31 protein-coding genes and 1 other RNA gene are annotated in these 26,386 nt (G+C 67.7%); 17 read left to right on the plus strand and 15 right to left on the minus strand.

The features are described 5' to 3' along the window. Positions 1-12 precede the first annotated feature (12 nt). The 5 genes from BUR94_RS03535 (at position 13) to BUR94_RS03555 (ending at position 2,688) form a co-directional block, all read left to right on the plus strand. Entirely contained in the window at positions 13-699 is a 687-nt protein-coding gene (locus BUR94_RS03535) for an N-acetylmuramoyl-L-alanine amidase (protein ID WP_245794363.1), read from the plus strand. Positions 700-759: 60 nt separating this feature from the next. Beyond that, positions 760-1,126, plus strand: an RNA gene (rnpB, locus tag BUR94_RS03540) — RNase P RNA component class A. Between the two features lie 123 nt (positions 1,127-1,249). After that, positions 1,250-1,417: a 50S ribosomal protein L33 gene (gene rpmG / locus BUR94_RS03545; protein WP_012179442.1), complete on the plus strand. Its 168-nt coding sequence runs from the start codon at positions 1,250-1,252 to the stop codon at positions 1,415-1,417. A 122-nt stretch (positions 1,418-1,539) separates the two neighbouring features. Then, complete coding sequence (locus tag BUR94_RS03550) at positions 1,540-2,091, plus strand: GNAT family N-acetyltransferase (protein WP_084192894.1); 552 nt, start codon at positions 1,540-1,542, stop codon at positions 2,089-2,091. 48 nt (positions 2,092-2,139) lie between these two features. Next, positions 2,140-2,688, plus strand: coding sequence for a P-loop NTPase family protein (locus BUR94_RS03555; protein WP_074254874.1), 549 nt, complete (start codon positions 2,140-2,142; stop codon positions 2,686-2,688). Positions 2,689-2,716: 28 nt separating this feature from the next. On the opposite strand, the gene BUR94_RS03560 is transcribed toward BUR94_RS03555, so the two are convergent. The 4 genes from BUR94_RS03560 to BUR94_RS03575 all read right to left on the minus strand — a co-directional run bounded on the left by BUR94_RS03560 (position 2,717) and on the right by BUR94_RS03575 (position 5,615). After that, positions 2,717-3,694 (minus strand): zinc-binding dehydrogenase, encoded by a 978-nt coding sequence (locus tag BUR94_RS03560; protein ID WP_074254875.1) that lies wholly within the window; start codon positions 3,692-3,694, stop codon positions 2,717-2,719. A 61-nt stretch (positions 3,695-3,755) separates the two neighbouring features. Then, positions 3,756-4,343, minus strand: a complete 588-nt coding sequence (locus tag BUR94_RS03565) for a TetR/AcrR family transcriptional regulator (protein ID WP_074254876.1) — start codon at positions 4,341-4,343, stop codon at positions 3,756-3,758. Between the two features lie 120 nt (positions 4,344-4,463). Beyond that, positions 4,464-5,198: a Bax inhibitor-1/YccA family protein gene (locus BUR94_RS03570; RefSeq protein ID WP_074254877.1), complete on the minus strand. Its 735-nt coding sequence runs from the start codon at positions 5,196-5,198 to the stop codon at positions 4,464-4,466. A gap of 183 nt (positions 5,199-5,381) precedes the next feature. Then, the gene (locus tag BUR94_RS03575) at positions 5,382-5,615 is read right to left on the minus strand and encodes a YjiS-like domain-containing protein (RefSeq protein WP_074254878.1); all 234 of its coding nucleotides are present in this window, start codon (positions 5,613-5,615) and stop codon (positions 5,382-5,384) included. 123 nt (positions 5,616-5,738) lie between these two features. On the opposite strand from BUR94_RS03575, the gene BUR94_RS03580 reads away from it, so the two are divergent. Continuing rightward, positions 5,739-6,701, plus strand: a complete 963-nt coding sequence (locus BUR94_RS03580) for a LysR family transcriptional regulator (RefSeq protein ID WP_084193101.1) — start codon at positions 5,739-5,741, stop codon at positions 6,699-6,701. Here the strand turns inward: BUR94_RS03580 and BUR94_RS03585 are convergent. Next, entirely contained in the window at positions 6,652-7,617 is a 966-nt protein-coding gene (locus BUR94_RS03585) for an NADPH:quinone oxidoreductase family protein (RefSeq protein ID WP_074254880.1), read from the minus strand. The two genes, BUR94_RS03580 and BUR94_RS03585, sit on opposite strands and share 50 nt — an antisense overlap. A gap of 325 nt (positions 7,618-7,942) precedes the next feature. On the opposite strand from BUR94_RS03585, the gene BUR94_RS03590 reads away from it, so the two are divergent. The 4 genes from BUR94_RS03590 (at position 7,943) to BUR94_RS03605 (ending at position 11,099) form a co-directional block, all read left to right on the plus strand. Beyond that, on the plus strand, positions 7,943-8,329 hold the full coding sequence (locus BUR94_RS03590; protein WP_074254881.1) for a helix-turn-helix domain-containing protein: 387 nt from the start codon (positions 7,943-7,945) through the stop codon (positions 8,327-8,329). A gap of 104 nt (positions 8,330-8,433) precedes the next feature. Continuing rightward, positions 8,434-9,249: a histidinol-phosphatase gene (hisN, locus tag BUR94_RS03595; protein WP_245794365.1), complete on the plus strand. Its 816-nt coding sequence runs from the start codon at positions 8,434-8,436 to the stop codon at positions 9,247-9,249. Further along, entirely contained in the window at positions 9,246-10,583 is a 1,338-nt protein-coding gene (locus BUR94_RS03600; RefSeq protein WP_074254882.1) for an 8-oxoguanine deaminase, read from the plus strand. Before hisN ends, BUR94_RS03600 begins: the two co-directional genes overlap by 4 nt. Before the next feature lie 69 nt (positions 10,584-10,652). Next, positions 10,653-11,099, plus strand: coding sequence for a CAP domain-containing protein (locus tag BUR94_RS03605; protein WP_074254883.1), 447 nt, complete (start codon positions 10,653-10,655; stop codon positions 11,097-11,099). Positions 11,100-11,108: 9 nt separating this feature from the next. On the opposite strand, the gene guaD is transcribed toward BUR94_RS03605, so the two are convergent. Next, positions 11,109-12,434: a guanine deaminase gene (guaD, locus tag BUR94_RS03610; protein WP_074254884.1), complete on the minus strand. Its 1,326-nt coding sequence runs from the start codon at positions 12,432-12,434 to the stop codon at positions 11,109-11,111. Between the two features lie 163 nt (positions 12,435-12,597). Between guaD and mgtE the strand changes: the two genes are divergently transcribed. From mgtE to BUR94_RS03630, 4 genes are all read left to right on the plus strand, one after another. Then, complete coding sequence (mgtE, locus tag BUR94_RS03615; protein ID WP_074254885.1) at positions 12,598-14,007, plus strand: magnesium transporter; 1,410 nt, start codon at positions 12,598-12,600, stop codon at positions 14,005-14,007. Continuing rightward, positions 14,004-14,555 carry a 5-formyltetrahydrofolate cyclo-ligase gene (locus tag BUR94_RS03620; protein WP_074254886.1) on the plus strand — a complete coding sequence of 184 codons (552 nt, stop codon included), beginning with the start codon at positions 14,004-14,006 and terminating at the stop codon, positions 14,553-14,555. Before mgtE ends, BUR94_RS03620 begins: the two co-directional genes overlap by 4 nt. 119 nt (positions 14,556-14,674) lie before the next feature. After that, positions 14,675-15,499: a TIGR00282 family metallophosphoesterase gene (locus BUR94_RS03625; protein ID WP_074254887.1), complete on the plus strand. Its 825-nt coding sequence runs from the start codon at positions 14,675-14,677 to the stop codon at positions 15,497-15,499. A gap of 73 nt (positions 15,500-15,572) precedes the next feature. Continuing rightward, positions 15,573-16,031, plus strand: coding sequence for a hypothetical protein (locus BUR94_RS03630; protein ID WP_074254888.1), 459 nt, complete (start codon positions 15,573-15,575; stop codon positions 16,029-16,031). Between the two features lie 9 nt (positions 16,032-16,040). Here the strand turns inward: BUR94_RS03630 and BUR94_RS03635 are convergent, their stop codons facing one another. The 9 genes from BUR94_RS03635 to BUR94_RS03675 all read right to left on the minus strand — a co-directional run bounded on the left by BUR94_RS03635 (position 16,041) and on the right by BUR94_RS03675 (position 23,628). Further along, positions 16,041-16,298: an HlyU family transcriptional regulator gene (locus tag BUR94_RS03635; protein ID WP_074254889.1), complete on the minus strand. Its 258-nt coding sequence runs from the start codon at positions 16,296-16,298 to the stop codon at positions 16,041-16,043. A 4-nt stretch (positions 16,299-16,302) separates the two neighbouring features. Next, positions 16,303-16,662, minus strand: coding sequence for a YigZ family protein (locus BUR94_RS03640; RefSeq protein WP_074257564.1), 360 nt, complete (start codon positions 16,660-16,662; stop codon positions 16,303-16,305). A gap of 60 nt (positions 16,663-16,722) precedes the next feature. Continuing rightward, the gene (locus BUR94_RS03645) at positions 16,723-17,049 is read right to left on the minus strand and encodes a DUF1294 domain-containing protein (protein WP_074254890.1); all 327 of its coding nucleotides are present in this window, start codon (positions 17,047-17,049) and stop codon (positions 16,723-16,725) included. A 6-nt stretch (positions 17,050-17,055) separates the two neighbouring features. Beyond that, positions 17,056-19,041 carry an RNA polymerase sigma factor RpoD gene (gene rpoD / locus BUR94_RS03650; protein WP_074254891.1) on the minus strand — a complete coding sequence of 662 codons (1,986 nt, stop codon included), beginning with the start codon at positions 19,039-19,041 and terminating at the stop codon, positions 17,056-17,058. 154 nt (positions 19,042-19,195) lie between these two features. Beyond that, positions 19,196-21,175 (minus strand): DNA primase, encoded by a 1,980-nt coding sequence (gene dnaG, locus BUR94_RS03655; protein ID WP_074254892.1) that lies wholly within the window; start codon positions 21,173-21,175, stop codon positions 19,196-19,198. A gap of 202 nt (positions 21,176-21,377) precedes the next feature. Then, positions 21,378-21,899 (minus strand): periplasmic heavy metal sensor, encoded by a 522-nt coding sequence (locus tag BUR94_RS03660; RefSeq protein ID WP_074254893.1) that lies wholly within the window; start codon positions 21,897-21,899, stop codon positions 21,378-21,380. A 9-nt stretch (positions 21,900-21,908) separates the two neighbouring features. Next, positions 21,909-22,331, minus strand: a complete 423-nt coding sequence (locus BUR94_RS03665; protein WP_074254894.1) for a hypothetical protein — start codon at positions 22,329-22,331, stop codon at positions 21,909-21,911. Continuing rightward, complete coding sequence (locus BUR94_RS03670; protein WP_074254895.1) at positions 22,324-22,908, minus strand: RNA polymerase sigma factor; 585 nt, start codon at positions 22,906-22,908, stop codon at positions 22,324-22,326. The genes BUR94_RS03665 and BUR94_RS03670 overlap by 8 nt, the downstream gene beginning before the upstream one ends. A gap of 117 nt (positions 22,909-23,025) precedes the next feature. Further along, a complete protein-coding gene (locus BUR94_RS03675) occupies positions 23,026-23,628 on the minus strand; it encodes an EF-hand domain-containing protein (protein WP_074254896.1) in 603 nt (200 codons plus the stop codon). Positions 23,629-23,897: 269 nt separating this feature from the next. On the opposite strand from BUR94_RS03675, the gene BUR94_RS03680 reads away from it, so the two are divergent. From BUR94_RS03680 to BUR94_RS03690, 3 genes are read left to right on the plus strand one after another with little or no spacing between them, the layout of a single operon-like run. Beyond that, complete coding sequence (locus BUR94_RS03680) at positions 23,898-24,305, plus strand: DUF983 domain-containing protein (RefSeq protein WP_074257565.1); 408 nt, start codon at positions 23,898-23,900, stop codon at positions 24,303-24,305. 31 nt (positions 24,306-24,336) lie between these two features. After that, positions 24,337-25,023 (plus strand): NUDIX hydrolase, encoded by a 687-nt coding sequence (locus BUR94_RS03685; protein WP_074254897.1) that lies wholly within the window; start codon positions 24,337-24,339, stop codon positions 25,021-25,023. Between the two features lie 60 nt (positions 25,024-25,083). Next, positions 25,084-26,313 (plus strand): MFS transporter, encoded by a 1,230-nt coding sequence (locus BUR94_RS03690; protein ID WP_074254898.1) that lies wholly within the window; start codon positions 25,084-25,086, stop codon positions 26,311-26,313. Positions 26,314-26,386: the final 73 nt, after the last annotated feature.

The raw sequence follows: 26,386 nt of genomic DNA on the forward strand, positions 1-26,386 counted from the left end.
CAGGGCCCCGGCGTGGAGATCCAGAGCTATCCAACGCCCAACCAAGGCGAACGGCGCGGTGGGGCGCGGCCCGACATCGTGCTGCTCCACTACACCGCCATGCCCGACACCCGCTTGGTGCTGGAACGCCTCGCCAACCCCGAAGCGGAGGTTTCGGCGCATTACGTGGTGAGCCCGGAGGGCGGCGTCTGGCAGATGGTCGACGAGCCGTTGAGGGCCTGGCACGCCGGAGCCGGGCGCTGGGGCAGCTGCGACGACATCAACTCCCGCTCCATCGGCATCGAGATCGTGAATTCCGCCAGGGAGCCCTTTGCGGCGCCGCAGATGCGCGGGGTAGAAACACTGGTGGCCGGGATCATGCAACGCTGGCACGTGCCGCCGGAGCGCGTGCTGGGCCACTCCGACATCGCGCCGGGCCGCAAGGTCGACCCGGGCCCGCGCTTCGACTGGCGTCGGCTGGCCTTGCAGGGCCTGGCGGTCTGGAGCGAGGCCGAGGGCGCGCGCGCCGATTGGGAGGGCTTCTTGCAGGATGCAGCCGTGTTCGGCTACAGTTCCGAGGTGGCGCCCGAGGTACTGCTGCAAGCGTTCCGCGACAGGTTCCGGCCCGGGGTCTCCGGTGTGCTCGATGGCACGGATTGCGCCCGCATGGCCGAACTCGCGGCCCGCTACCCGGCCGATCCGGGCGCGGCGCGGGTCTGACCCGCCCGTCACAGATCACCCGTTGACCGGGCCGCCCATCTCGCCTACCCAGCACGTCGCGCGGATGGCCGGGTGGCTGCGGGGGCAACCTCGAGGAAAGTCCGGACTCCACGAAGCGACGGTGCCGGGTAACGCCCGGGCGGGGCAACCCGACGGATAGCGCCACAGAGAAGAGACTACCCCGCATGCCGGGGGAAAGGTGAAACGGTGGGGTAAGAGCCCACCGCGGGGCTGGCAACAGCGCCGGCAAGGCAAGCCCCACCGGGAGCAATGCCAAATAGGAGCCTCACACGGGCCGCTTCGGCCTCGGGGCTCGGGTTGGCAGCTAGAGGGTCGGCAGTAATGCCTGCCCGAGATGAATGGCCACCCCGCCCGCAGGCTCAGGTCCGGGGGCGGACAGAATCCGGCTTACAGGCCATCCGCGCAAATATTTTTACCGATCCCCGCTCGGGGGCGGTTGACTCGGGGCACGGCAGGGGTAAAAGGCGGGCTCCAAGATACACCTGCGGAGTGCCCCCGTGCGCGCTCCCCCCGCAAGAGGACGAACAAGATGGCCAAACCGACCACCATCAAGATCCGGCTGAACTCCACTGCCGACACTGGCCACTTCTACGTGACCAAGAAGAACGCTCGCACCATGACCGAGAAGATGGTCGTACGCAAATACGACCCGGTCGCGCGGAAGCACGTGGAGTACAAGGAAGGCAAGATCAAGTAAGCCTCTCCCTCCACGGAAAGCTCAGAAAACCGCGCGACGCCCAAGGCTCGCGCGGTTTTCTTTTCTGATACAGCCAGCACCCCGCGAGCCTCCTCTCCCCAAGGTCCCAAGGAGGCCCTGCCATGCAGACCCAGATCAGCGAACTGCCCGGCCGTGCGCCGCGCCCCGCGCTGCCGCCCTTCACCATCCGCCCCGCCCGCATGGGCGACGTGGCGCGGGTGGGCAAGCTGCTGGCCGATTCCTACGCCTACCTGCTGGCGCCCGACTACGGGCCCGAAGAGCTTTCCGCGGCCCTGCCTTTCATCACCCGGCCCCGTGCCTCGCTGCTCTCCTGCGGCACCTACTATCTGGCCGATACCGGTGACGGGCTGCTGGCCGCGGGCGGCTGGACCTTTCACGCTCCGGGCGGTGGGGCGACCGGGCCGCGCGAGGTGGGCCACATTCGCCACGTGGCGACCGCGCCCCATGCAACGCGGCAGGGCGTGGGTCGCGCCCTGATGGAGCACGCAATGTTCGAGGCGCAGATGGCCGGTGTGCGGCGGCTGATGTGCTATTCGACCCGCACCGCGCGGGACTTCTACGCCGCGCTCGGGTTCCGCGCCCAGGGCGAGATCAGCGTGACCCTGGCCCCGGGGCTGGAATTTTCTGCCGTGCAGATGTGCTGCGATTTGTGACCTGCGCCGCACTTGCGAAGTTTCCTGCCGCGCCGCAGAATTACCGGCATGGAACGGGTGATGATCGTCGGAGGGCCCGGATCGGGCAAATCCACCCTGGCGCGTGCGTTGGGGGCCCTCACCGGCCTGCCCGTGTTCCACATGGACCACATCCACTACGCGCCCGGCTGGGTGCCGCGCGACGCCGAGGTGAAGGACTGGATGAGCCGGGAGGTCCATCGCCAGCCGCGGTGGATCTTCGAGGGCGGCCATTCGCGCACCTATGCCGACCGGCTGGCGCGGGCGAACCTGTTGATCTGGCTCGACCTGCCGGTGGGGCTCAGGCTGTGGCGGGTCTGGTGCCGGACCTGGCGTTACCTCGGCAAGACGCGACCCGACCTGCCTGCGGGCTGCACCGAGCGGTTGGATCGGGGCGCGGTGGACTTCTGGCTCTTCATCTGGCGCACCCGGCACAGCAGCCGGGCAAAGCTCGCCGAGATCGCCGCCGCCCCGCCGCCGCATCTGACGGTCGTGCACCTGCGGTCGCGCCGCGAGGTGCAGGCCTTCCTGGGCGCGGTGGAGGGCAGGGGGCTTGCAGGCCAAAGGGAGCCGGCGTGAGGCCGCCGGCCCCCCTGACAGCGGGAGATCAGCCGCGCAGCAGGATCTTGCCGCTGCGGCCCGGCGTGAGCGAGGCCTTCACCGCCTCGACCGGCTGATCGAGCGAGAACTCCCCGCCGGAGGGCAGGTGCAGCTCGCCCTTGGCAGCCAGGGTCACCAGCTCTCCGATGAGCCGGCCCTTTTCGGCCGCGTCCATCTCGCCGATCACCCGCGACCCCCAGAAGCCCTTGACCGTCAGGTGGCGCGAAATGACCGACCCGGCCCGCAGGTGGAGCGGTTCGCCGGTGGCGGTGCCGAAGACGACAAGCGTGCCATCGGTGCCGAGCAGGTCGGCGATGTCGGCCACGATCGGGCCGCCGACGCTGTCGATCGCGGCCCGCGCGCCACCCTTGCCGAGGATCTCGCGGGCGCTGGCGACCCAATCCGCGTTGGAGGTGGAGAGCACGTTGGCGATGCCCATCTCTTCCAGCTCCGCGACCGCCTCGGCGCGACGGACGAGGTTGAGGGTCTTCACTCCCCGCGACCGGGCCAGCTCGGCGAAGATCTTTCCGACGGTGCCGTTGGCGGCCGTCTGCACGACCCAGTCGCCCTCGCGCACCTCCAGGAATTCCAGCAGGGCCAGCGCGCTGAACGGCATGGCGATGAGCTGGGCGCCGGCCTCGTCGCCAATGGCCTCGGGCAGCGGGATCACGCCCGCGGCGGGGGCGATGAACTGCTCGGCCCAGGCACCATGCACACCCGCAGCCACCACCCGCTTGCCGAGAAGCGCCTCGTCAACGCCTTTCCCCAGGGCTTCGATGGTGCCGAGTGCCTCGGTGCCGCCGACCGCGGGCAGCGCAGGCTTGTAGCCGTAGGTGCCGCGTGTGGTCCACAGATCGTGGTTGTGGATGGGGGAAAGGGTCATCCTGATGCGCAGCTCGCCCGGTTTGGGCTCGGGCACGGGAATATCGGAGGTGTGCAGCACATCTGCGGGTTCACCGAAGGTGTCATAGGTGATGGCTTTCATGGGGAAATCCTTTCTGACGTCCGCGGCCGGATGGTGCGGAGCGGGTTTGGATGGGTTTGGATCAGATGAAGAACCGCGCGTGGGTGTCTTCCATGGCCTGCTCGAGCGGCAGGCGGCTTCGGGCGAGCTTGGCGCGGATGGCCGCGCCGAGCCATTGAGTGTAGAGCATCGCCCCGCTGCGCTCGGGGTCGGGCTGAGGCACCAGGGAGCCGTCTTCGGCGCCCTCGCGCAGCAACCCGGCGAGACGGGTGCACACCTGGGAGACACCCGCGTCAAGGATCTGGCGCATGTCTTCGGAGAGGTCGGCGATTTCGGCCGCGAGCTTCACGACGAGGCAGCGGTCGGCCATGGTGACGGAAGTGGTGCCGAGAGCGCCGCTGAGGTAGCGGTTCATCCGGTCGGCGGCAGGCCCGGGGAGGGCGATGACCGCGTCGAGGGCCGCAAGGTATTCCTCCACGTAGCCTTCGAGCAAGGCGCAACCGAACGCCTCCTTGGAGGCAAAGTAGTGGTAGAACGAGCCCTTGGGTACGGCCGCGGCGGCGAGAATGTCTTTCAGGCCAACACCGCCGAAGCCGCGTTCAAGCACCAGCGAGCGGCCTCGGTCGAGGATGCGAGCGCGGGTCTGGTCGGATGTGCGTGGCTCTGTCATGGGGCAGATCTAGGGTGTAATAGACCGGTCGTCTAGTACCTCGCCCAGATAATTCCCGGGCAAAGAAAAACCCGCCGGATTGCTCCGGCGGGGTGATCTTTTCAGCCTTGCAGCTGTGGCTTATTCGCGCCCGCCCATCAGCGAGAGCAGGAACATGAACATGTTGATGAAGTCCAGGTAAAGGCTGAGCGCGCCCATGACGGCGGCCTTGCCGAGCCACTCCTGGTCCCCATGCGCCGCGTGGGCGATGTAGGTGTTCTTGATGTTCTGCGTGTCGTAGGCGGTCAGGCCCGCGAAGATCAGCACGCCAAGGATCGAGATGGCGAACATCATGCCCGGGCTTTGCAGCCAAATGTTGATGATCGAGGCGACCAGGATGCCGATGACGCCCATGATCAGGAAGCTGCCCCAGCCCGAGATGTCCTTCTTGGTGGTGTAGCCCCAGAGGGACAGACCGGCGAAGGCGATCGCGGTGACCAGGAAGGTCTGGGCGATCGAGAAATCGGTGTAGGCGGCGAAGATCCAGCTGATCGACAGGCCCATCACGGCCGAGAAGCCGTAGAAGAACACCTGCGCGGCCGCCGCCGACATGCGGTTGACCATCGCGCCGAAGGCGAAAATCATGATCAGCGGGGCGAACATGACGACCCAGCGCAGCGGCGTGGCGAAGATCTGCATCACCAGCGCGTCGTTGGTGCCGATGGCCCAGGCCACCGCAGCGGTGAGCAGCAGGCCCACCGACATGGTGCCGTAAACCTTGCTCATGTGGGCGCGCAGGCCCTCGTCGATCTGCGCTGTGCGGACACCGGCACCGGCGGTGCGGCCCATGTCGCGCATCGTGTCAAATTCTGCCATTCATGCCTCCATCTGCACAATTCAAGAACCGCGCCCGCGGCGCGCGAGGCGGTTTGAAATGAATATCGGCATGAAGCCCCGATGTTTCAAGGTATTCTCTGTCGGAAACATGCTGTTTCGTCTCAGATTATTTCGAGAGCGGCGCGCTCGGGGACAGGCGCCGCTCTCGGAGAGCCGGCAGGATCAGGTCCGCCAGCCCTGGGGAACGTCCCAAAGCCGGCGCGCGGCTTCGAGGCGGGCCTCGTCGGGACTCACACCGATGTCCTTCAGCAGGGCGGCGTCAAGGTCGGCCAGGGCGCGGCGCTGACGGCGCAGGGCCACGAGGTCGAGCACGCGGGCAACAATGCCGCCGCGGGCCGGGGCGATCTGGCGTCCGGACAGGGCGCTGGGGGCGAGGGGAGTAGCGGTATGGCTCATCGGTCCGATCCTTTGCTATCTGTGAAGGTTGCGATCCGTTCGATCAGGATGGTTGATATATGGCGCGACCTGCGGCATATTGAAAACGAATGTTTGTGACGCCTCCCATCACGGAGATTGATGATGCCCCGCAACCTGGATCTCACCGCCCTGCGCAGTTTCGTCACCGTGGCCGACTGCGCCGGGGTCACCCGCGCGGCGGGGCAGCTCAACGTCACCCAATCGGCCGTCTCGATGCAGCTGAAACGGCTCGAGGAGGCGCTGGACCAGCGGCTGCTGGATCGCTCGCAGCGCCAGATCACGCTCACGCCCGCGGGCGAGCAACTGCTCTCCTACGCGCGCCGCATGCTGGCCCTGAACGACGAGGCCTTCACCCGGCTGACGGCAGAGGAGTTCGAAGGGCGGATCGTGCTCGGCGTGCCCCATGACATCGTGCTGGGGTATATTCCGCGACTGCTTCAGCGCTTTGCGGCCGAGTTCCCGCGGGTTCGCGTGCACCTCGTCTCCTCCTTCACCCGCAGCCTGAAGGAGGACTTCGCGAAGGGTGAATGCGACATGATCGTGACAACCGAAGATGGCCTGGACGAGGGTGGCGAAACCCTCCGCGAGGTGCCGCTCGTCTGGGTCGGCGCCCCTGGTGGCTGTGCATGGCGCCGTCGTCCCCTGCCGCTGGCCTTCGAGGAAAAGTGCTTCTTCAAGACCATCGTCCAGCGCGCCCTCGACGATGCCGGCCTGCCCTGGACCATGCAGGTCAGCTCGAACTCATCGCGCACCGTGGAGGCGACGGTCAACGCCGATCTCGCGGTTCACGCCATGCTGGAAGGGATGCACCCGCCCACCACCGAGCCGATCTGTCACGGCGGCGCACTGCCCGAACTGCGCTCCTTCAGGATCAACCTCTATGGTGCGGCCAACATCAAGAACCCGGCCGAGGAGGCGCTGGCCGAGCTGCTGCGCCGGTCCTACACCGGTCGGCTGCCGACGACCGGCATGTCCCCGGTGCCGGTGGGCGACACCGGTGTCATCGGCGAGGCGGTCAGCGCCGTGGCTCAACAACAACCTTACCGGTCGAGCGCCGCGTCCTGATCAGCTCCATCGCCGCGTCGATCTCGTCGAGCGGCAGGCGGTGCGAGACGTGCGGGTCGAGCCCGCCGGTCTCCCAAAGGCCCATCAGCTCCTTCAGTGAGCCGGTCAGCACCTCCGGCGCAAAGCCCATGTAGCCCCCCCAGTAGAGCCCGGAGACGGTGAGGTTCTTCACCAGCAGGTGGTTCGCCTTGATCTGGGGCACCTTGCCCCCCGCAAATCCGATGGCGAGCAGGCGGGCCTCGGGCCGCGCAGCGCGGAAGCACTCGCCGAAGAGGGGGTCGCCCACGGTATCATAGAGCACGTCGATCCCGCCGAGCGCCTTCAGCTGGCCGCGAATGTCGTCGCTTGTGGCCTCGATAAGGTGTGTGGCCCCTGCCGTGCGGGCCACCTCCAGCTTGTCGGCGCCACGGGCGATGGCCACGACCTCGGCGCCGAGCTTGGCGCCCAGCTCCACCGCCGTCAGGCCGACGCCGCCTGCCGCACCGGTGACCACGAGGCGCTCGCCCGTGGTCAGCCGCGCCCGATGCGCCAGCGCAAGGTGCGATGTGCCGTAGGCCACCAGAAAGGCCGCGGCAATGTGAAACGGCATGGCATCCGGCAGCTGGAGGCAGCGATCGGCAGGAAAGCACCCCGCTTCGGCCAACCCGCCGCGGCCGCCAAAAACGCCGACCCGATCACCGGCGGCGAGGCCGGCGACGCCCTCGCCGAGGGCGGTCACGGTTCCGGCCAACTCGATCCCGAGGGTAAAGGGGGCAGGGGGCGTATCCTGGTAGGTGCCCTCCACCATGAGCAGATCCGCGAAGTTCAGACCGCAGGCCGCGATCTCCACGGCCACCTCGCCGGGCCCCGGCTGGGGCGCAGGAACCTCCACGAGGCTCGGGCGTTGTCCGGCTGCGGTGACGCGATAGGCCTTCATGTGCACTCCCTCCGATTGCGCACCTTGAGTAGGACTTGCGGCAAAGCTGCGCAATGCTGTAGATATTTGCATAATGCAATTGCAATATGCGATAGTTGAGGGGGTAAACTAAATGCAACCGCAAATTGCATTGCGTTTCTCCCCTAAACTTGCCGTAGAGCGGCGCGCATGACATGGTTTCCGCAAGGGAATCGCCCTGCAACTCCCTGAATTCCTTGTAGATGAAGATTTTTTACCAAGTTTGGTAAAGATTTCCCCACCTCGGCGGTCGTTTGGCACGAAAGTTGCTGCATAGGTAGGAAAGAAGACCCAGAAGGAGAGAGTAATGAAACATCCGGTCGACATTCACGTTGGCAAACGCGTCCGGCATCGTCGGTGGATGGTGGGGATGACGCAGCAGCAGCTTGCCGAGAAGGTCGGCATCAAGTTCCAGCAGATCCAGAAGTACGAAACCGGCATGAACCGCGTCAGCGCGTCCCGCCTGTGGGACATCGCCCACGCGCTCGACGTGCCGATCTCGTTCTTCTTCGAGGGGCTGAGCCAGGACCTGCCCAAGGTGTCCAAGGTCGAGGCAACCGAAGGCGAGGCCGTGCCGGGCGATATCCTCGGCGACCGCGAAGCGCTGGAGCTGGTGCGCAGCTACTACGCGATCCCCGAAAGCCAGCGCCGCCGCCTCTTCGACCTCGCCCGCGTTCTGAGCGACGTGAACTGACCACCGTTTAACTCGTGAAAATCGTAACCATCAGGAGAGCGCCCCACGCGGGGCGCTTTTCTCGTTAGGGCGGCTGCGTTAAGGCTCGGTCAGGGGGATGCACGATGATGCGAGAAGACCTGACAGCAGAAGAGGCCAAGGCGATCCGGGCCTGTGGCGCGGCGATGGCCGAGGCGGCGCGCGCGGTGATCCTTCCGCATTTCCGCACCGCCATGACCGCAGACAACAAGGCCGCGCCGGGCGGGTTTGACCCGGTGACCGTGGCGGACCGGGCGGCGGAGGAGGCCATTCGCGCTGTGCTGGCCGAGCGCCGGCCGCAGGATGCGATCCTGGGCGAGGAGTTCGGGCGGCAGGCGGGCGAGAGCGGCCTGACCTGGGTGCTCGACCCGATCGACGGCACCCGTGCCTTCATCTCCGGCACGCCGAGCTGGGGCGTGCTCATCGCCTTGCAGGACGCACGCGGGCCCTTCTACGGCATCATCGACCAGCCCTACACCGCCGAGCGCTTCGAGGGTGGCCTGGGAACGGCACGGCTCGCGGGGCCTCGGGGGGAGAGCCCGCTCAGGGTGCGCGAGGGCGTTGCGCTGGATGGTGCGACGCTCTTCACCACCTTTCCCGAGGTCGGCACCGAGGCGGAAGGGGCGGCGTTCCGGCGGGTGGCACGCGAGGTCCGGCTCACCCGCTACGGGCTCGACTGCTACGCCTATGCGCTGCTGGCGCTGGGCCAGATCGACCTGGTGATCGAGGCGGGCCTTCAGAGCTACGACATCGCTGCGCCGATTGCCGTGATCGAGGCGGCGGGCGGCGTGGTGACCGACTGGGAGGGCGGCCCGGTGCATGAGGGCGGGCGCGCACTGGCGGCGGCCACACCGGAGTTGCACCGCGCGGCGATGGCGCTGCTGGCGGGGCAGGGGGCATGACCCATCGGCTCATCCGCGGCGGCCATGTGCTGACGATGGATGACACCGGCCGCGAGGGCACGCTCGACATTCGCCTGCGCGGCGGCGTGATCGAAGAGATCGGGCCGAACCTGCAGGCGGACGGCGCCGAGGTGGTGAGGGCCGAGGGCTGCCTCGTCACCCCTGGGCTCGTCAACACCCACCACCACATGTTCCAGAGCCTCACCCGCGCGGTGCCCGCCGGGCAGGACGCGCTGCTCTTCGGCTGGCTCAAGGCGCTTTACCCGATCTGGGCGCGGATGACCCCCGATGACATCCGCCTGTCGGCGAGGCTCGCCTGCGCCGAGCTTGCGCTCTCGGGCTGCACCATGAGTTCTGACCATCTCTATCTCTTTCCCAACGGCGCACGGCTCGACGACAGCATCGAGGGCGCCTCCGGGGTGGGCATCCGCTTTCTGGCGACACGCGGCGCGATGAGCATCGGCGAAAGCAAGGGCGGGTTGCCGCCCGATGCGCTGGTGGAAAAGGAGGCCGCGATCCTCGCCGATAGCGCGCGGGTGGTGGAGCGCTTCCACGACCCGTCGCCAGAGGCCATGGTGCAAGTCGGCCTCGCACCCTGCTCGCCCTTCTCGGTCAGCCGGGAGCTCATGCGCGATGCCGCCCTGCTGGCGCGCGAGAAGGGCGTGCGGCTTCATACCCACCTTGCCGAGAACGAGGAGGACATCGCCTATTCGGAGGCGCAGTTCGGCTGCCGGCCCGGTCAATATGCCGAAGACCTTGGCTGGACGGGCGATGACGTCTGGCATGCCCATTGCGTCAAGCTCGACGCGGCCGAGATCGACCTGTTCGCCAGCTCCCGAACCGGCGTGGCCCATTGCCCCTGCTCCAACTGCCGCCTCGGCTCGGGCATCGCCCCGGTCCGGGCCATGCGGGACGCAGGCGTGCCGGTCGGGCTGGGGGTGGATGGCTCGGCCTCCAACGACGCCGGCAACCTCGCGGCCGAGGCTCGGATGGCGATGCTGCTGCAGAGGGTCTCGGGCGGTGCCGATGCGATGAGCGCGCGCGAGGCGCTGCGCATCGCCACGCGCGGCGGAGCGGAGGTGCTGGGGCGCGGCGGTCACCTCGGCCAGATCGCAAGGGGCTTCCGGGCCGATCTCGCGATCTGGGACATGGGCGGCATCGAGGCTGCCGGGACCTGGGACAGCGCGGCGCTGCTGCTGGCCGGGCCCACGCGGGTGCGCGACCTTTTCGTGGAGGGGCGCGTGGTCGTGGCGGGAGGGCATCTCGCCACGGTCGACGCCCCGACCCTGTCGGAGGAGGCGGCCGCAGCCACCCGGCGGCTGGCCACCGGCTGACGCGACTGTGAGTTTCCCATGCCCCAAGGGGCGGGCAGACTCCACGCCAGGTACAATGGGAGCCCCCTGATGAAACGAGCGCTGCTCACGGTCGGACTGCTGGCCCTCGCGGCCTGCGCTGCCCCGTCGCCGACTGCTCCGTCGGCACCGCGCGGCGGGGCCTCCTTCGACAGCGCGTTCAACGCGTACCGCGCCAGCCGCGGGCGCGGGACTGTCGCCGCGAATGCCGGCCTCACCCGCATCGCCGAGGCCCACGCCCGCGACATGGACCGGAACGGCTACTTCGCGCATCGCGGCCGCGATGGCGCGTCTCCCGCGCAGCGCATGGGCCGGGCCGGCTGCGGCGGTCTCACGGCAGAGAACATCGCCGGCGGCTACCCGAGCGAAAGCGCGGTGCTTGCGGGCTGGAAGCGGTCTTCAGGGCACAATGCCAACCTTCTCCGGCGGGGGATTCATCACTATGGGCTGGGCCGCTCGGGCAATCTCTGGGTGCTGGTTCTGGCCGAAACCTGCTAGGCCGGTGCCTCAGCGACGGCTGACACCGCCAACCCAGACGGCCTTCACTGCGCGGTCGTCGCCCATCATCATGGTCGGGAAGAGCGCCTCCCAGATGTCCCGTGCCCGCGCGGCACGCTGGGCGATGGCGGGGGTCGAGGCAAGGTCGAGCGCGATGATGTCGGCCGCGGAGCCGGGGGCCAGGGTGCCCACCTCCGCCTCCATCCGCAGTGCCCGGGCCGATCCGGCGGTGGCGAGCCAGAGCAGATGCGCCGGGTGGAGGACGGCACCGTTCAACTGGCTGATCTCGTAGGCCGCCCCCATGGTGCGCAGCATCGAGAAGGACGAGCCGCCGCCGGTGTCGGTTGCAAGCCCCACCTGGATGCCCTCGGCGGCCAGACCGGCGGCATCGAACACGCCGGACCCGATGAAGGTGTTGGACGTCGGGCAATGGATCACCGCCGATCCGCTCTCGGCCAGCCGCGCCCGCTCGCGTGGGGTGAGGTGGATGGCGTGGCCGAACAGGGCGCCGGGCCCGATCAACCCGTGCTTGTCGTAGGTGGCGAGGTAATCCTCGGCCGTCGGGCAAAGCTCCTTTACCCAGGCGATCTCCTCGACCTGCTCGGACAGATGGGTCTGCATGGCGCAGTCGGGGTGCTCGGCCCAAAGCGCGCCCATCGCCTCGAGCTGCGCCTCGCTGGACGTGGGTGTGAAGCGCGGGGTGATGGCGTAGCGCGACCGGCCCTGCTTGTGCCAGCGCTTCAGCAGCGCCTTGCTCTCGTCATAGGCCCGCTCCGGGCTGTCCTTCAGCGCGTCGGGGGCGTTGCGATCCATCCCCACCTTGCCGGCAACCACGGCCATCCCGCGCGCCTGGGCGGCCTGGAACATGGCGGTGACGCTTGCGGGATGGGAGGTGCAGAAGGTCGCCACGGTCGTGGTGCCATGGGCGATGACGAGGTCGAGGTAGCGGCCGGCGATGGTGGCGGCATAGACCGGGTCGCCAAAGCGGCTTTCCTCGGGAAAGGTATAGCCTTCCAGCCAGTCGATCAGCCGCTTGCCCCACGACGCGATGATGCCGGTCTGGGGGTAATGTGCATGGGCATCGACGAAGCCGGGCAGCAGGAGCGCCGCGCCATAGTCGACCCGCCGGGCGGTGCCGTGGGTCTCGATCAGCCGGGCCGCAGGGCCGATCTCGATGATCTTGCCACCCCGTATGACGATCCCGCCGCGGGACAGGTGCCGCGCCGAGTCCTGCGGAGCGCCTTCGAACGGGTCCGAGGTGAAATCGAGTATCTGCCCCAGAAGCAGGGTTTCGGGCGCCGGTGTGGCGGTCGTGGGAGAGGGGGCAGCGGACATCGGCAAAAGGTTAAGCCGCACCTGCGTGACGGACAATGCGTGAATTCACTCACGGCCCTCCGCGGCATCCGAATTCACGCTGGCGCTACGTTGCCTCCGGTGCCGCTTGCGCCCCGGTCCGCGTGCAATATGTTGGCGGCACAACCCGGAAGGAGGCCCGCCGATGAGCGAAGAGCCGATTGAAGACACGATCGAGGCGGAGCGGCCCGAGGAACGCGAAGAGCAGGAATACGGGCTCACGACTCCCTTCGTGCAGGCGGTCCTGGAAGCGGTCTTCAACGAGGATGCGGCCACGCTCACGGCGCTTCTGGAGCCGCTCCATGCCGCCGACATCGCCGACCTCATCGAGCAGATGGGCGAGGGGCCGCGCAGCGACTTTCTCGCGCTGTGGGGCGACAACATCGACGGCGAGATCCTGACCGAACTCGACGAGACGATCCGCGAGGACGTGATCGCCGCGCTGTCGCCCGAGGCCCTGACCGAGGCGGTGCGCGAACTCGATTCCGACGACGTGGTCGACCTCGTCGAATACCTCGAGGAGGATCAGCAGGAGCAGATCCTGGAGGCTCTGCCCGCCGCCGACCGGATCGCGGTGGAAGAGGCGCTGTCCTGGCCCGAGGAATCCGCCGGCCGCCTGATGCAGCGCGAGGTCGTCCGCGCGCCCGAGCATTGGGACGTGGGCCAGATGATCGACTTCATGCGCGCCGAGGGGCAGGAGCTGCCGGAGCAGTTCTACCACGTCATCCTGATCGACCCCAAGCTGCACCCCACCGGCTATGTCGCTCTCGGCCGCATCCTCGCCAGCCCGCGCAGGACCCTGCTGAGAGACATCGCCGAAGACAGCTTTCGCACCGTGCCGGTGGACCAGGACGAGGGCGAGGTCGCCTATGCCTTCAACCAGTATCACCTGATCTCGGTGCCGGTCGTCGACCACAGCGACCGGCTCGTGGGGGTCATCACCATCGACGATGCCATGGCGGTGCTCGACCTCGAGGCCGAGGAAGACCTTCTGCGCCTCGCCGGCGTGCATGACGAGAGCCGCGTCACCGACTCGGTCTGGGAGACGACCAAGCTGCGCTTTCCTTGGCTCGCGGTGAACCTCGTCACGGCCATTCTCGCCTCGCTCGTGATCGACCAGTTCGAGGAGGTCATCGCACAGCTCGTGGCCCTCGCGGTGCTCATGCCGATCGTTGCCTCGATGGGCGGCAATGCAGGCACCCAATCGCTGACCGTGGCGGTGCGCGCCATCGCCACCAAGGACCTTACCGGCTCCAACGTGCTTCGGGTGATCCGGCGGGAGACGGCGGTGGGTCTGCTCAACGGCCTCGCCTTCGCCCTGTTGATGGGGTTGATCGGCTGGTTCTGGTTCGGAACCGCCATGCTCGGCGCGGTGCTGGCGCTGGCGATGATCATCAACCTGCTGGTGGCGGGGCTGGCGGGCATCCTCGTGCCGGTGCTGCTCGACCGGTTCAACATCGACCCGGCGCTGGCCTCCGGCGCTTTCGTGACCACCGTTACCGATGTCGTGGGGTTCTTCGCCTTTCTCGGCCTGGCGGCGGTGATGCTCCTGTGAGCCTCGCCGACGAGAAGAAGGCCGCCCGCGCGGCGGCTCTGGCACGGCGGGCCGAGGCCCATGCGGCGTGGTCCGGCCATGCGGCGGGGCACCTCTCCGAGGTGCTGGCCGGCTACCGCGGCGTGCCGCTCGCGGGCTACATGGCCATGCGCGACGAGATCGACCCTTTGCCCGCATTGGAGGAGGCCGCTGCCCACGGGCCGGTCGGCCTGCCCACCATCACCGCCCCGGCCACACCGCTGGTGTTCAAGCTCTGGGAACCCGGGGCCGAGATGGTGCCTGCGCGCTTCGGCACGTCCGAGCCCACCGGAGCGGTGATGCGCCCCGAGATCCTCGTGGTGCCGCTGGTGGCCTTCACCCGCGCGGGCGCCCGCCTGGGCTACGGCGGCGGCTTCTATGACCGCACGCTGGACCTGCTGCGCCGCACCGGCCCGGTGCTGGCCGTGGGCTTTGCCTATTCGGCCCAGGAAGCCGACGAGCTGCCCCTGGAGCCGACCGATGCGCCGCTCGACATGATCGTGACCGAGCGCGAAGTGATCTCGCTCTGAGCCATCCGGGCCGAGTGCCGGCGTCACCGGGCTATGCCGCGCCGAAAATGAGCCATTCCCCAGAAAAATGCGGCGGGCGCAGGCTTGTGGCGGGCGGCGTAGCGCCTTAGGGCTTGGACATGCGGATACTCTTTCTTGGCGATGTGATGGGGCGCGCAGGGCGCACGGCGGTGGCGGAACGTTTGCCTGCCCTGCGCAATGAATGGCGGCTCGATTTCGTGGTGGTGAACGGCGAGAACGCAACCTCGGGCGCCGGGCTGTCGCCCGATCACGCCAAGGCGCTGCTCGCGGCGGGGGCCGATGTGATCACCCTCGGCGACCACGCCTTCGACCAGAAGGACATGCTGAGCTACATCGGCTCGGAGCCGCGGGTTCTGAGGCCGATCAACTTTGCCAAGGATGCGCCGGGCAAGGGCTTTCGGGTGTTCGATGCCCCCGGTGGCCGCAAGGTGCTGGTGGCGCAGGTCTTGGGGCAGGTCTTCATGAAGCGGTGCTTCGACGATCCGTTCTCCGCCATCGAGCCGGTGCTCAAGGCGCATCCGCCCGGAGGTCTGGTGCAGGCCTCGCTGATCGACATGCATTGCGAGGCGACCAGCGAGAAGATGGGCATGGGCCATTTCTGCGATGGTCGGGCGAGCGTGGTGGTGGGCACCCACACCCACGTGCCGACCGGAGACGCCCAGCTGCTGCCCAGGGGCACTGCCTTTCAGGCCGATGCGGGCATGTGCGGCGACTACAACTCGGTCATCGGGATGGAACCCGGTGAGCCGCTGCGCCGCTTCGTGACCGGCATGGCCAAGGGCCGGTTCCAGCCCGCCATGGGCGAGGCCACCCTCTGCGGCCTCTACGTGGAGACCGACGACCGAAGCGGGCTGGCAAAGCGCGTGGTGCAGGTGCGGCAGGGCGGGCGGCTGGCGCAGTCGGGGCCAGACACCCAAGGCTGACGCAGGCCGATTTCCCTCGCAAACTGCCCGTCACCGGCGCATGCTGTCCCTACGTCAACAGGGAGACAAGACCATGCCACACGACGGGTTGATCATGAGCGGGCACGCCAATGCGGACGGGACCGGGCCGATGATGGCCTTCAACGCCGAAAAGCTGGAGGACTGGATCGCCGGAAAGCTCGGGCTGACGGGCAGCGCGTTGAAAACCCGGAAGAGCAACATCAACGCCGTCGTCGCCGATTTCATGGGCGGCCGCGGCAAGGCGGTGAGCCACAAGACCGTGCACGTCAATGCCAGGGGCGAAAAGAAGACCGACCAGAAGGCGCACACCAGCAAGTATCGCGGCAGCGACGTGCTGCACACCTCCGCGGGCCCGCGCGGGCGTGGCGGCGGCGTGACCATCTTCTACGTCAATCCGCAGGGCCGCGACGGCAAGATCATCGGGATCGGCCATCACCTCACGGACTCGAGCTACGAGATCGAGTGGTCGGTGGGGGACTGGCACGTGGGTCGGATGGTGCAGCTGGACTGAGCCCCGCGCTCAGAAGAGCCGATCCCCCTGCTCGTCGATCATCTGGCGGGCCTTGCGAAGGCTCGCCGCGACGCACTCCTCCTCCGAGGCGATGACATCGGCCCGGATCATGTGGTGGCGCTTGCCGTCCTTCTCGATGATCGCCCCGATCCGGTAGCCTCCCGGGGCCTTTTCGGGGGCCGGGGTGATGGCGAAACCGTCGTGGATCTCGGGGTCCGGGGCGGGTGGTGGGGGGCCTTTGCCGAAGAGCTTTCCGAAGAGCGACATGGCGCTACGCCTCCATCTGGTCGAGGTAATGGGTAACGCAATCCTGCACCCGGCGAAAGCGGTCGCCGCCGAGATGCGTGCCGCCGAACCAGCGGGTGACGATGACGACATGGTTGGTCAGCTGCGCCCGCTCCAGCATCCGCACGATCACCATGCCCGCGCCCGCCTCGCCATCGTCGTTCTTCAGCGGGCCCTCGGGCAGCAGGACGGCCCAGGTGTTGTGGGTGGCCTTGGCGAACTTCTTGCTGCGTTTGAGCTCCTTCACGAGCGCCAGCGCCTCGGCCCTGGAGGCCGCAGGGCCGCCCGAGACGGCATATTTCGAGCCGCGGTCGGTGAGGAGGTTGTCGTGGAGGGTGAGGGGCATGGGCAATGACTAGACCATGGCAGACCGGACGAACAGGGGCTGCCTTTCAGCCTTGAGCGATCAGGTCTGCCGCGAGGCGGGAACCACCAGGAGCAGGATGGCAAGGACTTGCGTCGCGCCCAGGATATCGAGCTGCCACACGAAGGGCTTCTTCCGCGTCTTGTGACGAAAGTAGCGCTGGGCGAACTTCGCTCCGGGATAGGCGCCCAAAGCCGTGACGAAAAGGAGCGTCGCCTCTGAAATCCGCCAGTCACCGTTGGCTGCGCGGCGCTTGTCGATGCTGAAGAGGACAACGATCAGCGTGTTCGACAGAAGGAGCGCAAGAAACGCGAGCAGCACCAGATGGGGACCGGTCAGCCCCAGGCTGTCCCACGGGTGCTGCTGCATGTCTTCTTACTGATCCAGGAAACTCCGCAGCTTCCGCGACCGGCTCGGGTGCTTCAGCTTGCGCAGCGCCTTCGCCTCGATCTGGCGGATGCGTTCGCGGGTGACCGAGAACTGCTGGCCTACCTCTTCCAACGTGTGGTCGGTGTTCATCCCGATGCCGAAGCGCATCCGCAGCACGCGCTCCTCGCGCGGCGTCAGCGAGGCCAGGACGCGGGTCGTTGTTTCCTTCAGGTTTTCCTGAATGGCACTGTCCAGGGGCAGCACGGCGTTCTTGTCTTCGATGAAGTCGCCGAGTTGCGAATCCTCCTCGTCGCCGATGGGCGTTTCGAGCGAAATCGGCTCCTTGGCGATCTTCATCACCTTGCGAACCTTCTCGAGCGGCATTTGCAGCTTCTCGGCCAGTTCCTCGGGCGTCGGCTCCCGGCCGATCTCGTGGAGCATCTGGCGGCCCGTGCGGACCAGCTTGTTGATCGTCTCGATCATGTGCACCGGAATGCGGATGGTGCGGGCCTGGTCGGCGATCGAGCGGGTGATCGCCTGGCGGATCCACCAGGTTGCATAGGTCGAGAACTTGTAGCCGCGGCGGTATTCGAACTTGTCGACGGCCTTCATCAGGCCGATGTTGCCTTCCTGGATCAGGTCAAGGAATTGCAGCCCGCGGTTGGTGTATTTCTTGGCGATGGAGATCACCAGGCGGAGGTTGGCCTCGACCATCTCCTTCTTGGCCTGACGGGCTTCCTTCTCGCCCTTCTGGACCTGCTGCACGATGCGGCGGAACTCGGGGATGTCGACGCCCACGTATTGGCCCACCTGCGCCATGTCCTGACGCAGTTCGCCGACCTTCTCGGCGGAGCGCTCGAACAGCGCCTGCCAGCCGCGGCCGCCCTTTTCCTGCATCCGGTCCATCCAGGCCGGGTCGAGCTCGTAGCCGCGATACTCGTCGATGAACTCCCGGCGGTTGATCCGGGCGTTGTCGGCCAGCTTCACCATGGAGCTGTCGATGGCCATGATCCGACGGTTGATGCCGTAGAGCTGGTCGATCAGCGCCTCGATCCGGTTGTTGTGCAGGTGAAGCTCGTTCACCAGCGTCACGATCTCGGAGCGCAGCTTCTGGTACTTGTTCTCGTCCTTGTCCGAGAAGGAGCCATCCTCGTTGAGGGTGGCCGACATGCGCATGTCCTGCATCTCGGCGAGGTCGGTGTAGTCGCGGGCAATGCGGTCGAGGATCTCCAGCACGCGCGGCTTGAGAGCGGCCTCCATCGCGGCCAGGGACATGTTGGCCTGCTCGTCCTCGTCCTCGTCGTCGTCGCGGGCAATCGGGTTGCCGTCGGCGTCGAGCTCGGGCTCGTCGTCCTTGTTGCTGTCGTCGGAGGAGGTGCCGGTGTTATCGACGGCCTCGTCCTCCTCCTCGTCGCCGTCGACCCCGCGGCCGAAGGTGGTTTCAAGGTCGATCACGTCGCGCAGCAGGATGTCCTCGTTGAGGAGTTCCTCGCGCCAGATGGTGATGGCCTGGAAGGTGAGGGGGCTTTCGCAGAGCCCGGCGATCATCGTGTTGCGGCCGGCCTCGATGCGCTTGGCAATCGCGATCTCGCCCTCGCGGGAGAGCAGCTCCACCGAGCCCATCTCGCGCAGGTACATGCGCACCGGATCATCGGTGCGATCGAGTTTTTCGGTTTCGCTGGAGGCGACGGTCACCTCGCGCGACGACGAGGTTTCGACCACCTCGGTCGAACCCTTGTTGTCGTCGTCGTCCTCGTTCTCGTCGTCCTCGGTCACCTGGATGCCCATCTCCGAGAGCATCGACATGACGTCCTCGATCTGGTCCGAAGAGACCTGATCGGGCGGCAGAACCTGGTTGAGCTGGTCGTAGGTGATGTAGCCGCGCTCACGAGCCTCGGCGATCATCTTCTTCACCGCGGCCTGGCTCACATCGAGCATCGGTTCGGCTTCGCTGTCGTCAGGCTTGTTGTCGTCGTTGTCCTTGGCGGCCATCTAGCTCTCCTGAAGGGCGTTCCGGTCAGTCCGGGCGAGCGCGCGATTCGAGGTTCCCGAATCAATAGCGCGAATCACCGGAGATTCCAGCCGAACCCCATAAAAATTGATGTGAAAGGCGTACGCCCTGTGGCGGGAATGCCGACAATTCGACTCAATGTCGTCTGCCACGCGGCTTCTGGTTCTCGATCTGGTCGAGAAGAGCGTCGAGGCTGGCGCGCTCGCTGCGGTCGAGTCGTGCGCCATTTGGGGCGATGTCATAGTCGGCCTTGTCAGTTTCGTGGTTGTTCGCGGCGCGGTGGCGGGCTTCCGAGGCCTGCCCCAGACGCCATGTCAGGCCTTCATCGGCCAGACCGTCGATCTGGTGCATCGCCTCGGCGATTTCCCGTACGGCCCCGCGATCGGCGGAAAGGATTGCGAAATCCTGTGCGAGGCACATGCGAGCCAACTCGATGTCACCAGGGTTGCGGATGCAGGGCGCAATGCGGACATGTGCCGGCGCAAAGATCTTTTCAAGGGCGGTGGCTCCGATTTCCTGCTCCAGCGCGCGGCGCGGGTCGGGGGCGTCGGCATGGGAGAGCAGCGCCATGGCCAGGCCCGCGTGGCCCTGGCCGCGCCAGTCCAGCTCCTCGATGGCGTGGGCAAACTCGTCGGCGAGGCTCGGGTGGGTCAGCAGCGTGGCCAGGATCACCGCCTCGCGCAGTTGCTCCTCGATCTCGGCGCCGGCGGCGGCCAGCAGCGAGCCGCGGGTCGACGGGGTGGGCAGGGCAGGGGCCGGGGCCCCGCGCGGCCGCCAGGCGCGTTGCGGCGTGCCGCCCTGGGTGGCAGGGGCGGAGCCGGCAGCGCGGCGCGGGTTGAACAGCTCCCACTTCCGGCGCTTGAACTCCTCCTCGTAGTGCCGCCGCACGTCGGCATCCTGGATCAGCGCGGCGGCAGCTCGCAGCGAGGCATCCAGCGCGGCGCGGCGTTCCGGGCTGTCGAGCGCGCGGTCCTCGGTTTCGCGCTGCCAGAGCAGGTCCACCAGCGGCAGGGCGCGGTCGAGCACCGCCTGCATGGCGGGCGGCCCTTCGGCGCGCAGCAGGTCGTCGGGGTCCTTGCCTTCGGGCAGCAGGGCAAAGCGCAGGCTGCGGCCCGGGCCGATCTGCGGCAGCGCCATGTCGATGAGGCGCATCGCGGCGCGCAGCCCCGCCTTGTCGCCATCGAGCGCAACCACCGGCTCGGGTGCCATGCGCCAGAGCAGCGCAAGCTGGTCCTCGGTCACGGCGGTGCCCAGCGGGGCCACGGCAGCCTCGAAGCCCGCTTCCGCGAGGGCGATCACGTCCATGTAGCCCTCGGCCACGATGAGCGGCTGCCCCTTGCCCACCGCGGCGCGCGCCTGCTGGTGGTTGAAGAGCGTGCGGCCCTTGTCGAAGAGCGGGCCCTCGGAAGAGTTCAGGTACTTGGCGTTGTCGGCCGGATCCATCGCCCGCCCGCCGAAGGCGATGCACCGGCCCCGGATATCGCGGATCGGAAACATGATGCGATTGCGGAAGGCGTCATAGGGCGCACGGCCCTTGTCGCTCTCGCGCAGCAGGCGGCAGGCCAGCATGTCCTCCACGCTCACGCCCTTGGCGGCCAGCGCTTCGCGCAAGCCCTCCCAGCCAGGCGGGGCAAACCCGAGGCCCCAGCGGGCCTGTGCCGCCTCGTCCAGCCCGCGCCGCGACAGGTAGTCTCGCGCCTCGGCCCCCGCGGCAGTCTTCAACTGCAGCCGGAACCACTGCACGGCCTGCTCCATCACCTCGGTCAAGCGGGTGGTCGCATCGGCTTTCTCCTGCGCCCGTGGGTCGCGCGCGGGCATCTGCATCCCGGCCTCACCGGCCAGGATCTCGACGGCCTCCATGAACCCCACGTTCTCGGTTTCGCGGACGAAACTGATGGCGTCGCCCTTCGCGTGGCAGCCGAAGCAGTAGTAGTAGCCTTGCTTGTCGTCGACGTGGAAGCTGGCTGTCTTCTCGTGGTGGAAGGGGCAGGGCGCCCACATGTCGCCCTTGCCCTGGTTCGATTTCTTCCGATCCCACATGACCTTGCGGCCCACCACGTCGGAGAGCGACAGGCGGGTGCGCAATTCGTCCAGGAAACCGGGTGGCAGCGACATCCCCCCTATATCGGCCTGCTCTCCGGATTCGTCCAGCCTGACAGGGCGTCAGTCCGCGCCGGGGGCCGATCTCTGCGGCCAGCAGCCCGAGACCTTGCGGCGGATGTGTCGCACGATCCGCCGGCTCTCACCCTGCCGGCATCGCCTTGCCTGTGGCGGTGCCGCCCGGAGGCATGCGCAAGGCGGGGTCTATCGCGGCCGTTCAGGGGCCCTTCTTCTTGCCTGGCTCGCGGCCCAGGCCCCGTTCCAGCCGGTCGGCGAAGGCTTTGCGTTCCTCGGTCGTCATCGCCCCGAGCCGGTCGAGCAGGATCTCGTGGCCGATACGCTGGCTGTCGGAGATGGCTTCGCGCTGGGCTTGCATCTGCGCCGATATGGCGGCGCGGTCGAAAGGATCGGTTCGCAGAGTGGCGAGGGTGGCCTCGAAGGATCCGCGCAGTGCCTCGCGGTTGCCTCGCATCTCGTCGCGGCGGGCCTCGATGGCGGATCTGAACCCGTCGCGGCCCTCGCGCGGGATCGCGCGGGCATAGGGGCCGAAGCCCAGTTCGCGCACGAAACTGTCACGATCGCCGCGCGGTCCATCGGGGCCACGCTTGTCGTCATGGGTGATCCAGGCCCCCAGGACCAGCCCCGCCACGGCAAGGTTGGCGGCCAGCGAGAGCACCAGCACGACGCGGGTCCAGCGGCGGGGGCGTGTGGGCGGGGAGGGCGGTTGCAAGTCGGTCATGTTCAGTCCTCAGCCGTCCGTCAGAAGGTCGGCATAGGCGATGTCGTAACCCAGAAGGTCGTCATCGGTGGTGGCGGCGGCTTCGGTGGTGGTGCCGAAGACGCTGGCGGTCACGCCCGAAACGGCTTCGGGCGGGCGGATGCCGATCCAGACGCCGGCCACCGTCGCGGCGGCGAGGCCTGCCAGGCCCGGCGCGCCGCCGATGGCGGCAAGAAGCGTGGCAAGAAGGCCGCGACGGGCGGGCGCGGCGGGGCGGGAGCGAACAGCCGCGGTCATGCGCGCATCCTGCACGGCGTAGCCATCCTCCAGCACCCGCGCCAGCAGCTCGGGCGAGGGCTCGGCCCTTCGTGCCCCATCCGCGCGGGCCGCCGAAAAGAAGCTCTCCAGCAGGGCCTCTTCGGAGGCGGTCACCTTGGTGTCATGGTCAGCCATCGCTCAACCCCAGTTCTGCGCGCGCGCCCCTCAGACGGGCCGCCAATGCGCGTTTGCCGCGGGCGATCAGACTTTCGACCGCCTCTACGGAAATGTCCATCTGCCGGGCAATCACCGGGTTGCCCAGCCCTTCTATGTGCCTCAGCCGCACCGCCTCGCTCTGCCGGTCCGGCAGTTCCGCGAGGGCGGCGTAGAGCGCCTGCGCGCGCTCCTCGGCCTCCATCCGCTCGACCACGCCCTCCCGGTCGTCCTCGGGCTCGGGGATGCTGTCGAGCGCCTGACCGCGCTTCCTGCGCAGCCGGTCGGTGCAGAGGTTGCGAGCCACCTGGTAGAGCCATGTGCTCACCTTGGCCTCGCCCTGCCGCCACTCCGGCGCAATCTTCCACAGTCGCATCATGGCGTCCTGGGCCACGTCCTCGGCCTCGGCCCGGTCGGCCAGCATCCGGGTGGCCAGCCCCAGCACCATCGGCGTGAGGCGCAGCGTCAGCGCACGGGCGGCCGAGCGGTCACCTCCGGCGAACAGGACCAGAAGTGCCTCGTCATCGGGCTCTGTCGGCGCATCGAGGGGCATGGGCATCGCCTATCGCTAACCGGTCTTTCCTGTCTACTCAATGACCCCCGGAGGGGGCCTCCCTCCCCGCGCCAATCAGGGGATGACACGACACGCGGGGAGGGAAGTTTCGAAACGCGCGGATCAGTTCCGCCGGTACTGGCCATGTCCGTTGCCACCCCGGTCGTCGCCGCCACGGTGCTCGCCGCGCTTGTGCATGCGCTCACCGTCCCGCTTGCCACGCCCTTCGCCGCGCTCGGCGAGGAAGGCCATGGCCGTCTCGAACTCCTGCTCGGAGACGTTGCCGTCGCCGTTGGTGTCCATTCTCTCGAACAGTTTGCCCAGCATCTCCCCGCGGCGCTCCTGGGCCTTCTCGGGCCGTGCGGCGGCCATCTCCTCGGCGGAGACGGTGCCGTTCTTGTCGGTGTCGAGCCGCTCGATCATGCGCTCGGCGCGCTGCGTGCGGCGGGCCTCCTCGCGGGCGGCCTCGGCGGCGATCAGCTCTTCGGCGCTGATTTCGCCATCGCCGTTGGCATCGGCGCGGGCAAAGCGCACGGCGTCACCTTCGGCAAGTTCCTCGGCCGAAAGCTGGCCGTCGGCGTTGGTATCGAGTTCGGTAAAGCTGGGCGGCGTCGGGTCGGCGCCCGGGCCCATGCCCATGCCGCCGCCGGGGCCGCGGGCCTCGGCCATCGGCGCAATGGCCATGCCGGTGGCGATCAGGGTGCTGAGAAGCAGAATGCGTTTCATCGTGTCGGTCCTCCTGGGGAGTGCTCGTGGTTGGTTGCCTCTGGGCCGTCTTGCTGGCCCGTTGATGCTTCTCAAACGGCGCCGGGCGGGGCTTCCGTCGAAACCGGGCAAAAAAACTTTGCAGGTTGATTTGCGACATCCCGCCGCAAGGACAATCTGTGCCCTCACGCTTTGCCGCCGTTTGGCATAGATTGAGGGCAACGCGAGTTCAGCGCCCGCCACCATTTCCGGCAGAAGTCGGGCGCACCCAAACCATGGAAGTTCAGATGATGCAGCCAGAGAGTGCCTTGGCGGATGACGCCTTGATCGAGGATCGCCCGGCGAAAGCCGCCATGCTGCGTGGCTGGCGGCGGCGCTGCCCGTCCTGCGGCAACGGCCCGATGATGGCGGGCTATCTCAAGGTCCGCGAGAGCTGCCCGGTCTGCGAGGAGGAGCTGCACCACCAGCGCGCCGACGATGGCCCGGCCTATCTGACCATCCTCATCGTCGGGCATCTGCTCGCGCCGCTCATCCTTATTGTCTATACCAACTTCCGGCCCGATCCGCTGGTGCTGGCCACCGGCTTTTCGGTTGGATGCGTGGCGCTTTCGCTCTACCTTCTGCCCCGGCTCAAGGGCCTGATGGTGGGCCTGCAATGGGCCAAGCGGATGCACGGGTTCGGCGAGAAGTCGGCCTGACCCGGGCGGCCCGCGGCAGGGCGGGAGACCCATGACCACGACAGAAATCGACAAGACCGCGATCCGGGATGCGGCGACCATCATCCTCTACCGCGACGGTGCGGAGGGGGTGGAGGTGCTGATGGGCCAGCGCGGCGCCTCGGCCGCGTTCATGCCCAACAAGTTCGTCTTTCCCGGCGGCGCGGTGGATGCCGTGGATGCCACCGTTCCCTTCGCCAGGGGCCCGGACCCGCTGTGCGCGGCGCGGCTTGCACTGGAATCGGGCGAGGGGATGGGCGCTGCCCTGCTCGCGGCGGCGATCCGAGAGCTTTGGGAGGAGACCGGCCTGATCCTCGGCGTGCCGGGGGACTGGGCGGGCGAGGCCCCGCGCGGATGGCGCGGCTTTGCGGCCACGGAGCATCTGCCTTCGGCCGAGGGGCTGCGCTTTGTCTACCGGGCGATCACCCCGCCGGGCCGCCCGCGCCGCTTTGACGCGCGCTTCTTCCTCGCGCCGGCCTCACGGGTGGCCGGTGATGTCGACGACTTCTCCCGCGCGGAGGACGAGCTTTCGCTGCTCCAGTGGATCCCGCTCAGCCGCGCCCGCAGCTTCGACCTGCCCTTCATCACCGAGGTGGTGCTGGGCGAGGTGGCGGCCCTGACCGGGCACGATGATCCGCCCGAGGGGGTGCCGTTCGTGCGGAACGACGATCTCGTGGCCGGGATCCGGCGGCTGCGCTGACGGGGCCGCAGCGGCTCAAGCCTCTTCCCACGGCCTCGAACGCGGCGTAAAGCGTGCCTTATGCACACGATTCCTCTCCGCGAGGCTCATGCCCTTCCGCGCTGGCGCCAGCCGATCACGCTGCTTTTCCTGATGGCCGTGGCCATGCCGCTGGCCTTTGCCACCTGGGCGGCCCTGCTGAACAATTTCGTCATCGAAGTGGCTGGGTTCGACGGGCGCGACATCGGGCTGCTGCATACGGTGCGCGAAATTCCGGGCTTTCTCGCGGTCGGCGTCATTGCCCTGCTGCTGTTCATCCGCGAGCAGGTGCTCGGGTTGATCTCGCTGATCCTTCTGGGCGCGGCCACGGCGCTCACCGCCCAGTTCCCCTCGCTCGGGGGCATCCTGACGATCACCATGCTCTCGTCGATCGGCTTTCATTACTTCGAGGCGGTCAACACTTCGCTCCAGCTGCAATTCCTGAAGATCGAACGCGCGCCGCAAATGCTGGGCTGGCTCCTGGCGGCGGGCTCGGCGGCGACGCTGGTGGCCTATGGCGTCATCATGCTGACCTGGGAGGCTTTCGAGCTGTCCTACGCGATCGTCTACTGGGTCTCGGGCGGCGCCTGCGCGGCAATCGCGCTCTTCTGCCTCCTGGCCTACCCGCGTTTCGAAGGGGAGCACCGCCAAAACACCCGCATGGTGCTGCGCCGCCGCTACTGGCTCTACTACACCCTGCAATTCTTCGCCGGGGCGCGGCGGCAGATCTTCGTGGTCTTTGCCGGGTTCATGATGGTCGAGCGCTTCGGGTTCGAGGTGCATGAGGTGACCGCCCTCTACATGGTGAACCTCGTGGCCAACATGATCTTCGCGCCCTTGATGGGCCGGCTCGTCGGCAAATGGGGCGAACGCAACGCGCTGATGTTCGAGTATGCCGGGCTCGTCTGCGTCTTCACCCTCTACGGCGGGATCTACTGGTTCGGCTGGGGCGTGGTGCTGGCCGCCACGCTCTACGTCGTCGATCACATGTTCTTTGCCCTCGCACTGGCGCTCAAGACCTACTTCCAGAAGATCGCCGACCCGGCCGACATCGCGCCCACGGCGGCGGTGGCCTTCACCATCAACCACATTGCCGCGGTCTTCCTTCCGGCGCTGCTAGGGTACCTCTGGGTCGTCTCTCCGGGGGCCGTCTTTGCCTTGGCTTCGCTGATCGCCTGCGGCTCTTTCGGGCTCGCCACACTTATCCCCCGACATCCCGCGCCGGGCAACGAAACGCGGTTTTCCGCTCATCTTGCGGCCCCCGCAGAGTAACGATCCCGGCAAATGACGTGAATCCATCGGCCCGGATGCTATATCATCCGACAAGAAACTCTTGAGGGAGCTG

The organism is Vannielia litorea (genome assembly GCF_900142295.1).
Lineage (GTDB): Bacteria > Pseudomonadota > Alphaproteobacteria > Rhodobacterales > Rhodobacteraceae > Vannielia > Vannielia litorea.

Coding starts and splice junctions, on each gene's coding strand:
- guaD (WP_074254884.1), bottom strand. CDS start 12,434: ATGTCCGCTGCCCCCTCTCCCACGACCGCCACACCGGCGCCCGAAACC.
- BUR94_RS03575 (WP_074254878.1), bottom strand. CDS start 5,615: ATGAGCCATACCGCTACTCCCCTCGCCCCCAGCGCCCTGTCCGGACGC.
- BUR94_RS03590 (WP_074254881.1), top strand. CDS start 7,943: ATGAAACATCCGGTCGACATTCACGTTGGCAAACGCGTCCGGCATCGT.
- rpmG (WP_012179442.1), top strand. CDS start 1,250: ATGGCCAAACCGACCACCATCAAGATCCGGCTGAACTCCACTGCCGAC.
- rpoD (WP_074254891.1), bottom strand. CDS start 19,041: ATGGCCGCCAAGGACAACGACGACAACAAGCCTGACGACAGCGAAGCC.
- BUR94_RS03675 (WP_074254896.1), bottom strand. CDS start 23,628: ATGAAACGCATTCTGCTTCTCAGCACCCTGATCGCCACCGGCATGGCC.
- dnaG (WP_074254892.1), bottom strand. CDS start 21,175: ATGTCGCTGCCACCCGGTTTCCTGGACGAATTGCGCACCCGCCTGTCG.
- BUR94_RS03660 (WP_074254893.1), bottom strand. CDS start 21,899: ATGACCGACTTGCAACCGCCCTCCCCGCCCACACGCCCCCGCCGCTGG.
- BUR94_RS03585 (WP_074254880.1), bottom strand. CDS start 7,617: ATGAAGGCCTATCGCGTCACCGCAGCCGGACAACGCCCGAGCCTCGTG.
- BUR94_RS03605 (WP_074254883.1), top strand. CDS start 10,653: ATGAAACGAGCGCTGCTCACGGTCGGACTGCTGGCCCTCGCGGCCTGC.
- BUR94_RS03685 (WP_074254897.1), top strand. CDS start 24,337: ATGACCACGACAGAAATCGACAAGACCGCGATCCGGGATGCGGCGACC.
- BUR94_RS03630 (WP_074254888.1), top strand. CDS start 15,573: ATGCCACACGACGGGTTGATCATGAGCGGGCACGCCAATGCGGACGGG.
- BUR94_RS03680 (WP_074257565.1), top strand. CDS start 23,898: ATGCAGCCAGAGAGTGCCTTGGCGGATGACGCCTTGATCGAGGATCGC.
- BUR94_RS03640 (WP_074257564.1), bottom strand. CDS start 16,662: ATGCCCCTCACCCTCCACGACAACCTCCTCACCGACCGCGGCTCGAAA.
- BUR94_RS03665 (WP_074254894.1), bottom strand. CDS start 22,331: ATGGCTGACCATGACACCAAGGTGACCGCCTCCGAAGAGGCCCTGCTG.
- BUR94_RS03600 (WP_074254882.1), top strand. CDS start 9,246: ATGACCCATCGGCTCATCCGCGGCGGCCATGTGCTGACGATGGATGAC.
- BUR94_RS03690 (WP_074254898.1), top strand. CDS start 25,084: ATGCACACGATTCCTCTCCGCGAGGCTCATGCCCTTCCGCGCTGGCGC.
- hisN (WP_245794365.1), top strand. CDS start 8,434: ATGATGCGAGAAGACCTGACAGCAGAAGAGGCCAAGGCGATCCGGGCC.
- BUR94_RS03625 (WP_074254887.1), top strand. CDS start 14,675: ATGCGGATACTCTTTCTTGGCGATGTGATGGGGCGCGCAGGGCGCACG.
- BUR94_RS03550 (WP_084192894.1), top strand. CDS start 1,540: ATGCAGACCCAGATCAGCGAACTGCCCGGCCGTGCGCCGCGCCCCGCG.
- BUR94_RS03555 (WP_074254874.1), top strand. CDS start 2,140: ATGGAACGGGTGATGATCGTCGGAGGGCCCGGATCGGGCAAATCCACC.
- BUR94_RS03560 (WP_074254875.1), bottom strand. CDS start 3,694: ATGAAAGCCATCACCTATGACACCTTCGGTGAACCCGCAGATGTGCTG.
- BUR94_RS03645 (WP_074254890.1), bottom strand. CDS start 17,049: ATGCAGCAGCACCCGTGGGACAGCCTGGGGCTGACCGGTCCCCATCTG.
- mgtE (WP_074254885.1), top strand. CDS start 12,598: ATGAGCGAAGAGCCGATTGAAGACACGATCGAGGCGGAGCGGCCCGAG.
- BUR94_RS03570 (WP_074254877.1), bottom strand. CDS start 5,198: ATGGCAGAATTTGACACGATGCGCGACATGGGCCGCACCGCCGGTGCC.
- BUR94_RS03670 (WP_074254895.1), bottom strand. CDS start 22,908: ATGCCCATGCCCCTCGATGCGCCGACAGAGCCCGATGACGAGGCACTT.
- BUR94_RS03635 (WP_074254889.1), bottom strand. CDS start 16,298: ATGTCGCTCTTCGGAAAGCTCTTCGGCAAAGGCCCCCCACCACCCGCC.
- BUR94_RS03580 (WP_084193101.1), top strand. CDS start 5,739: ATGCCCCGCAACCTGGATCTCACCGCCCTGCGCAGTTTCGTCACCGTG.
- BUR94_RS03565 (WP_074254876.1), bottom strand. CDS start 4,343: ATGACAGAGCCACGCACATCCGACCAGACCCGCGCTCGCATCCTCGAC.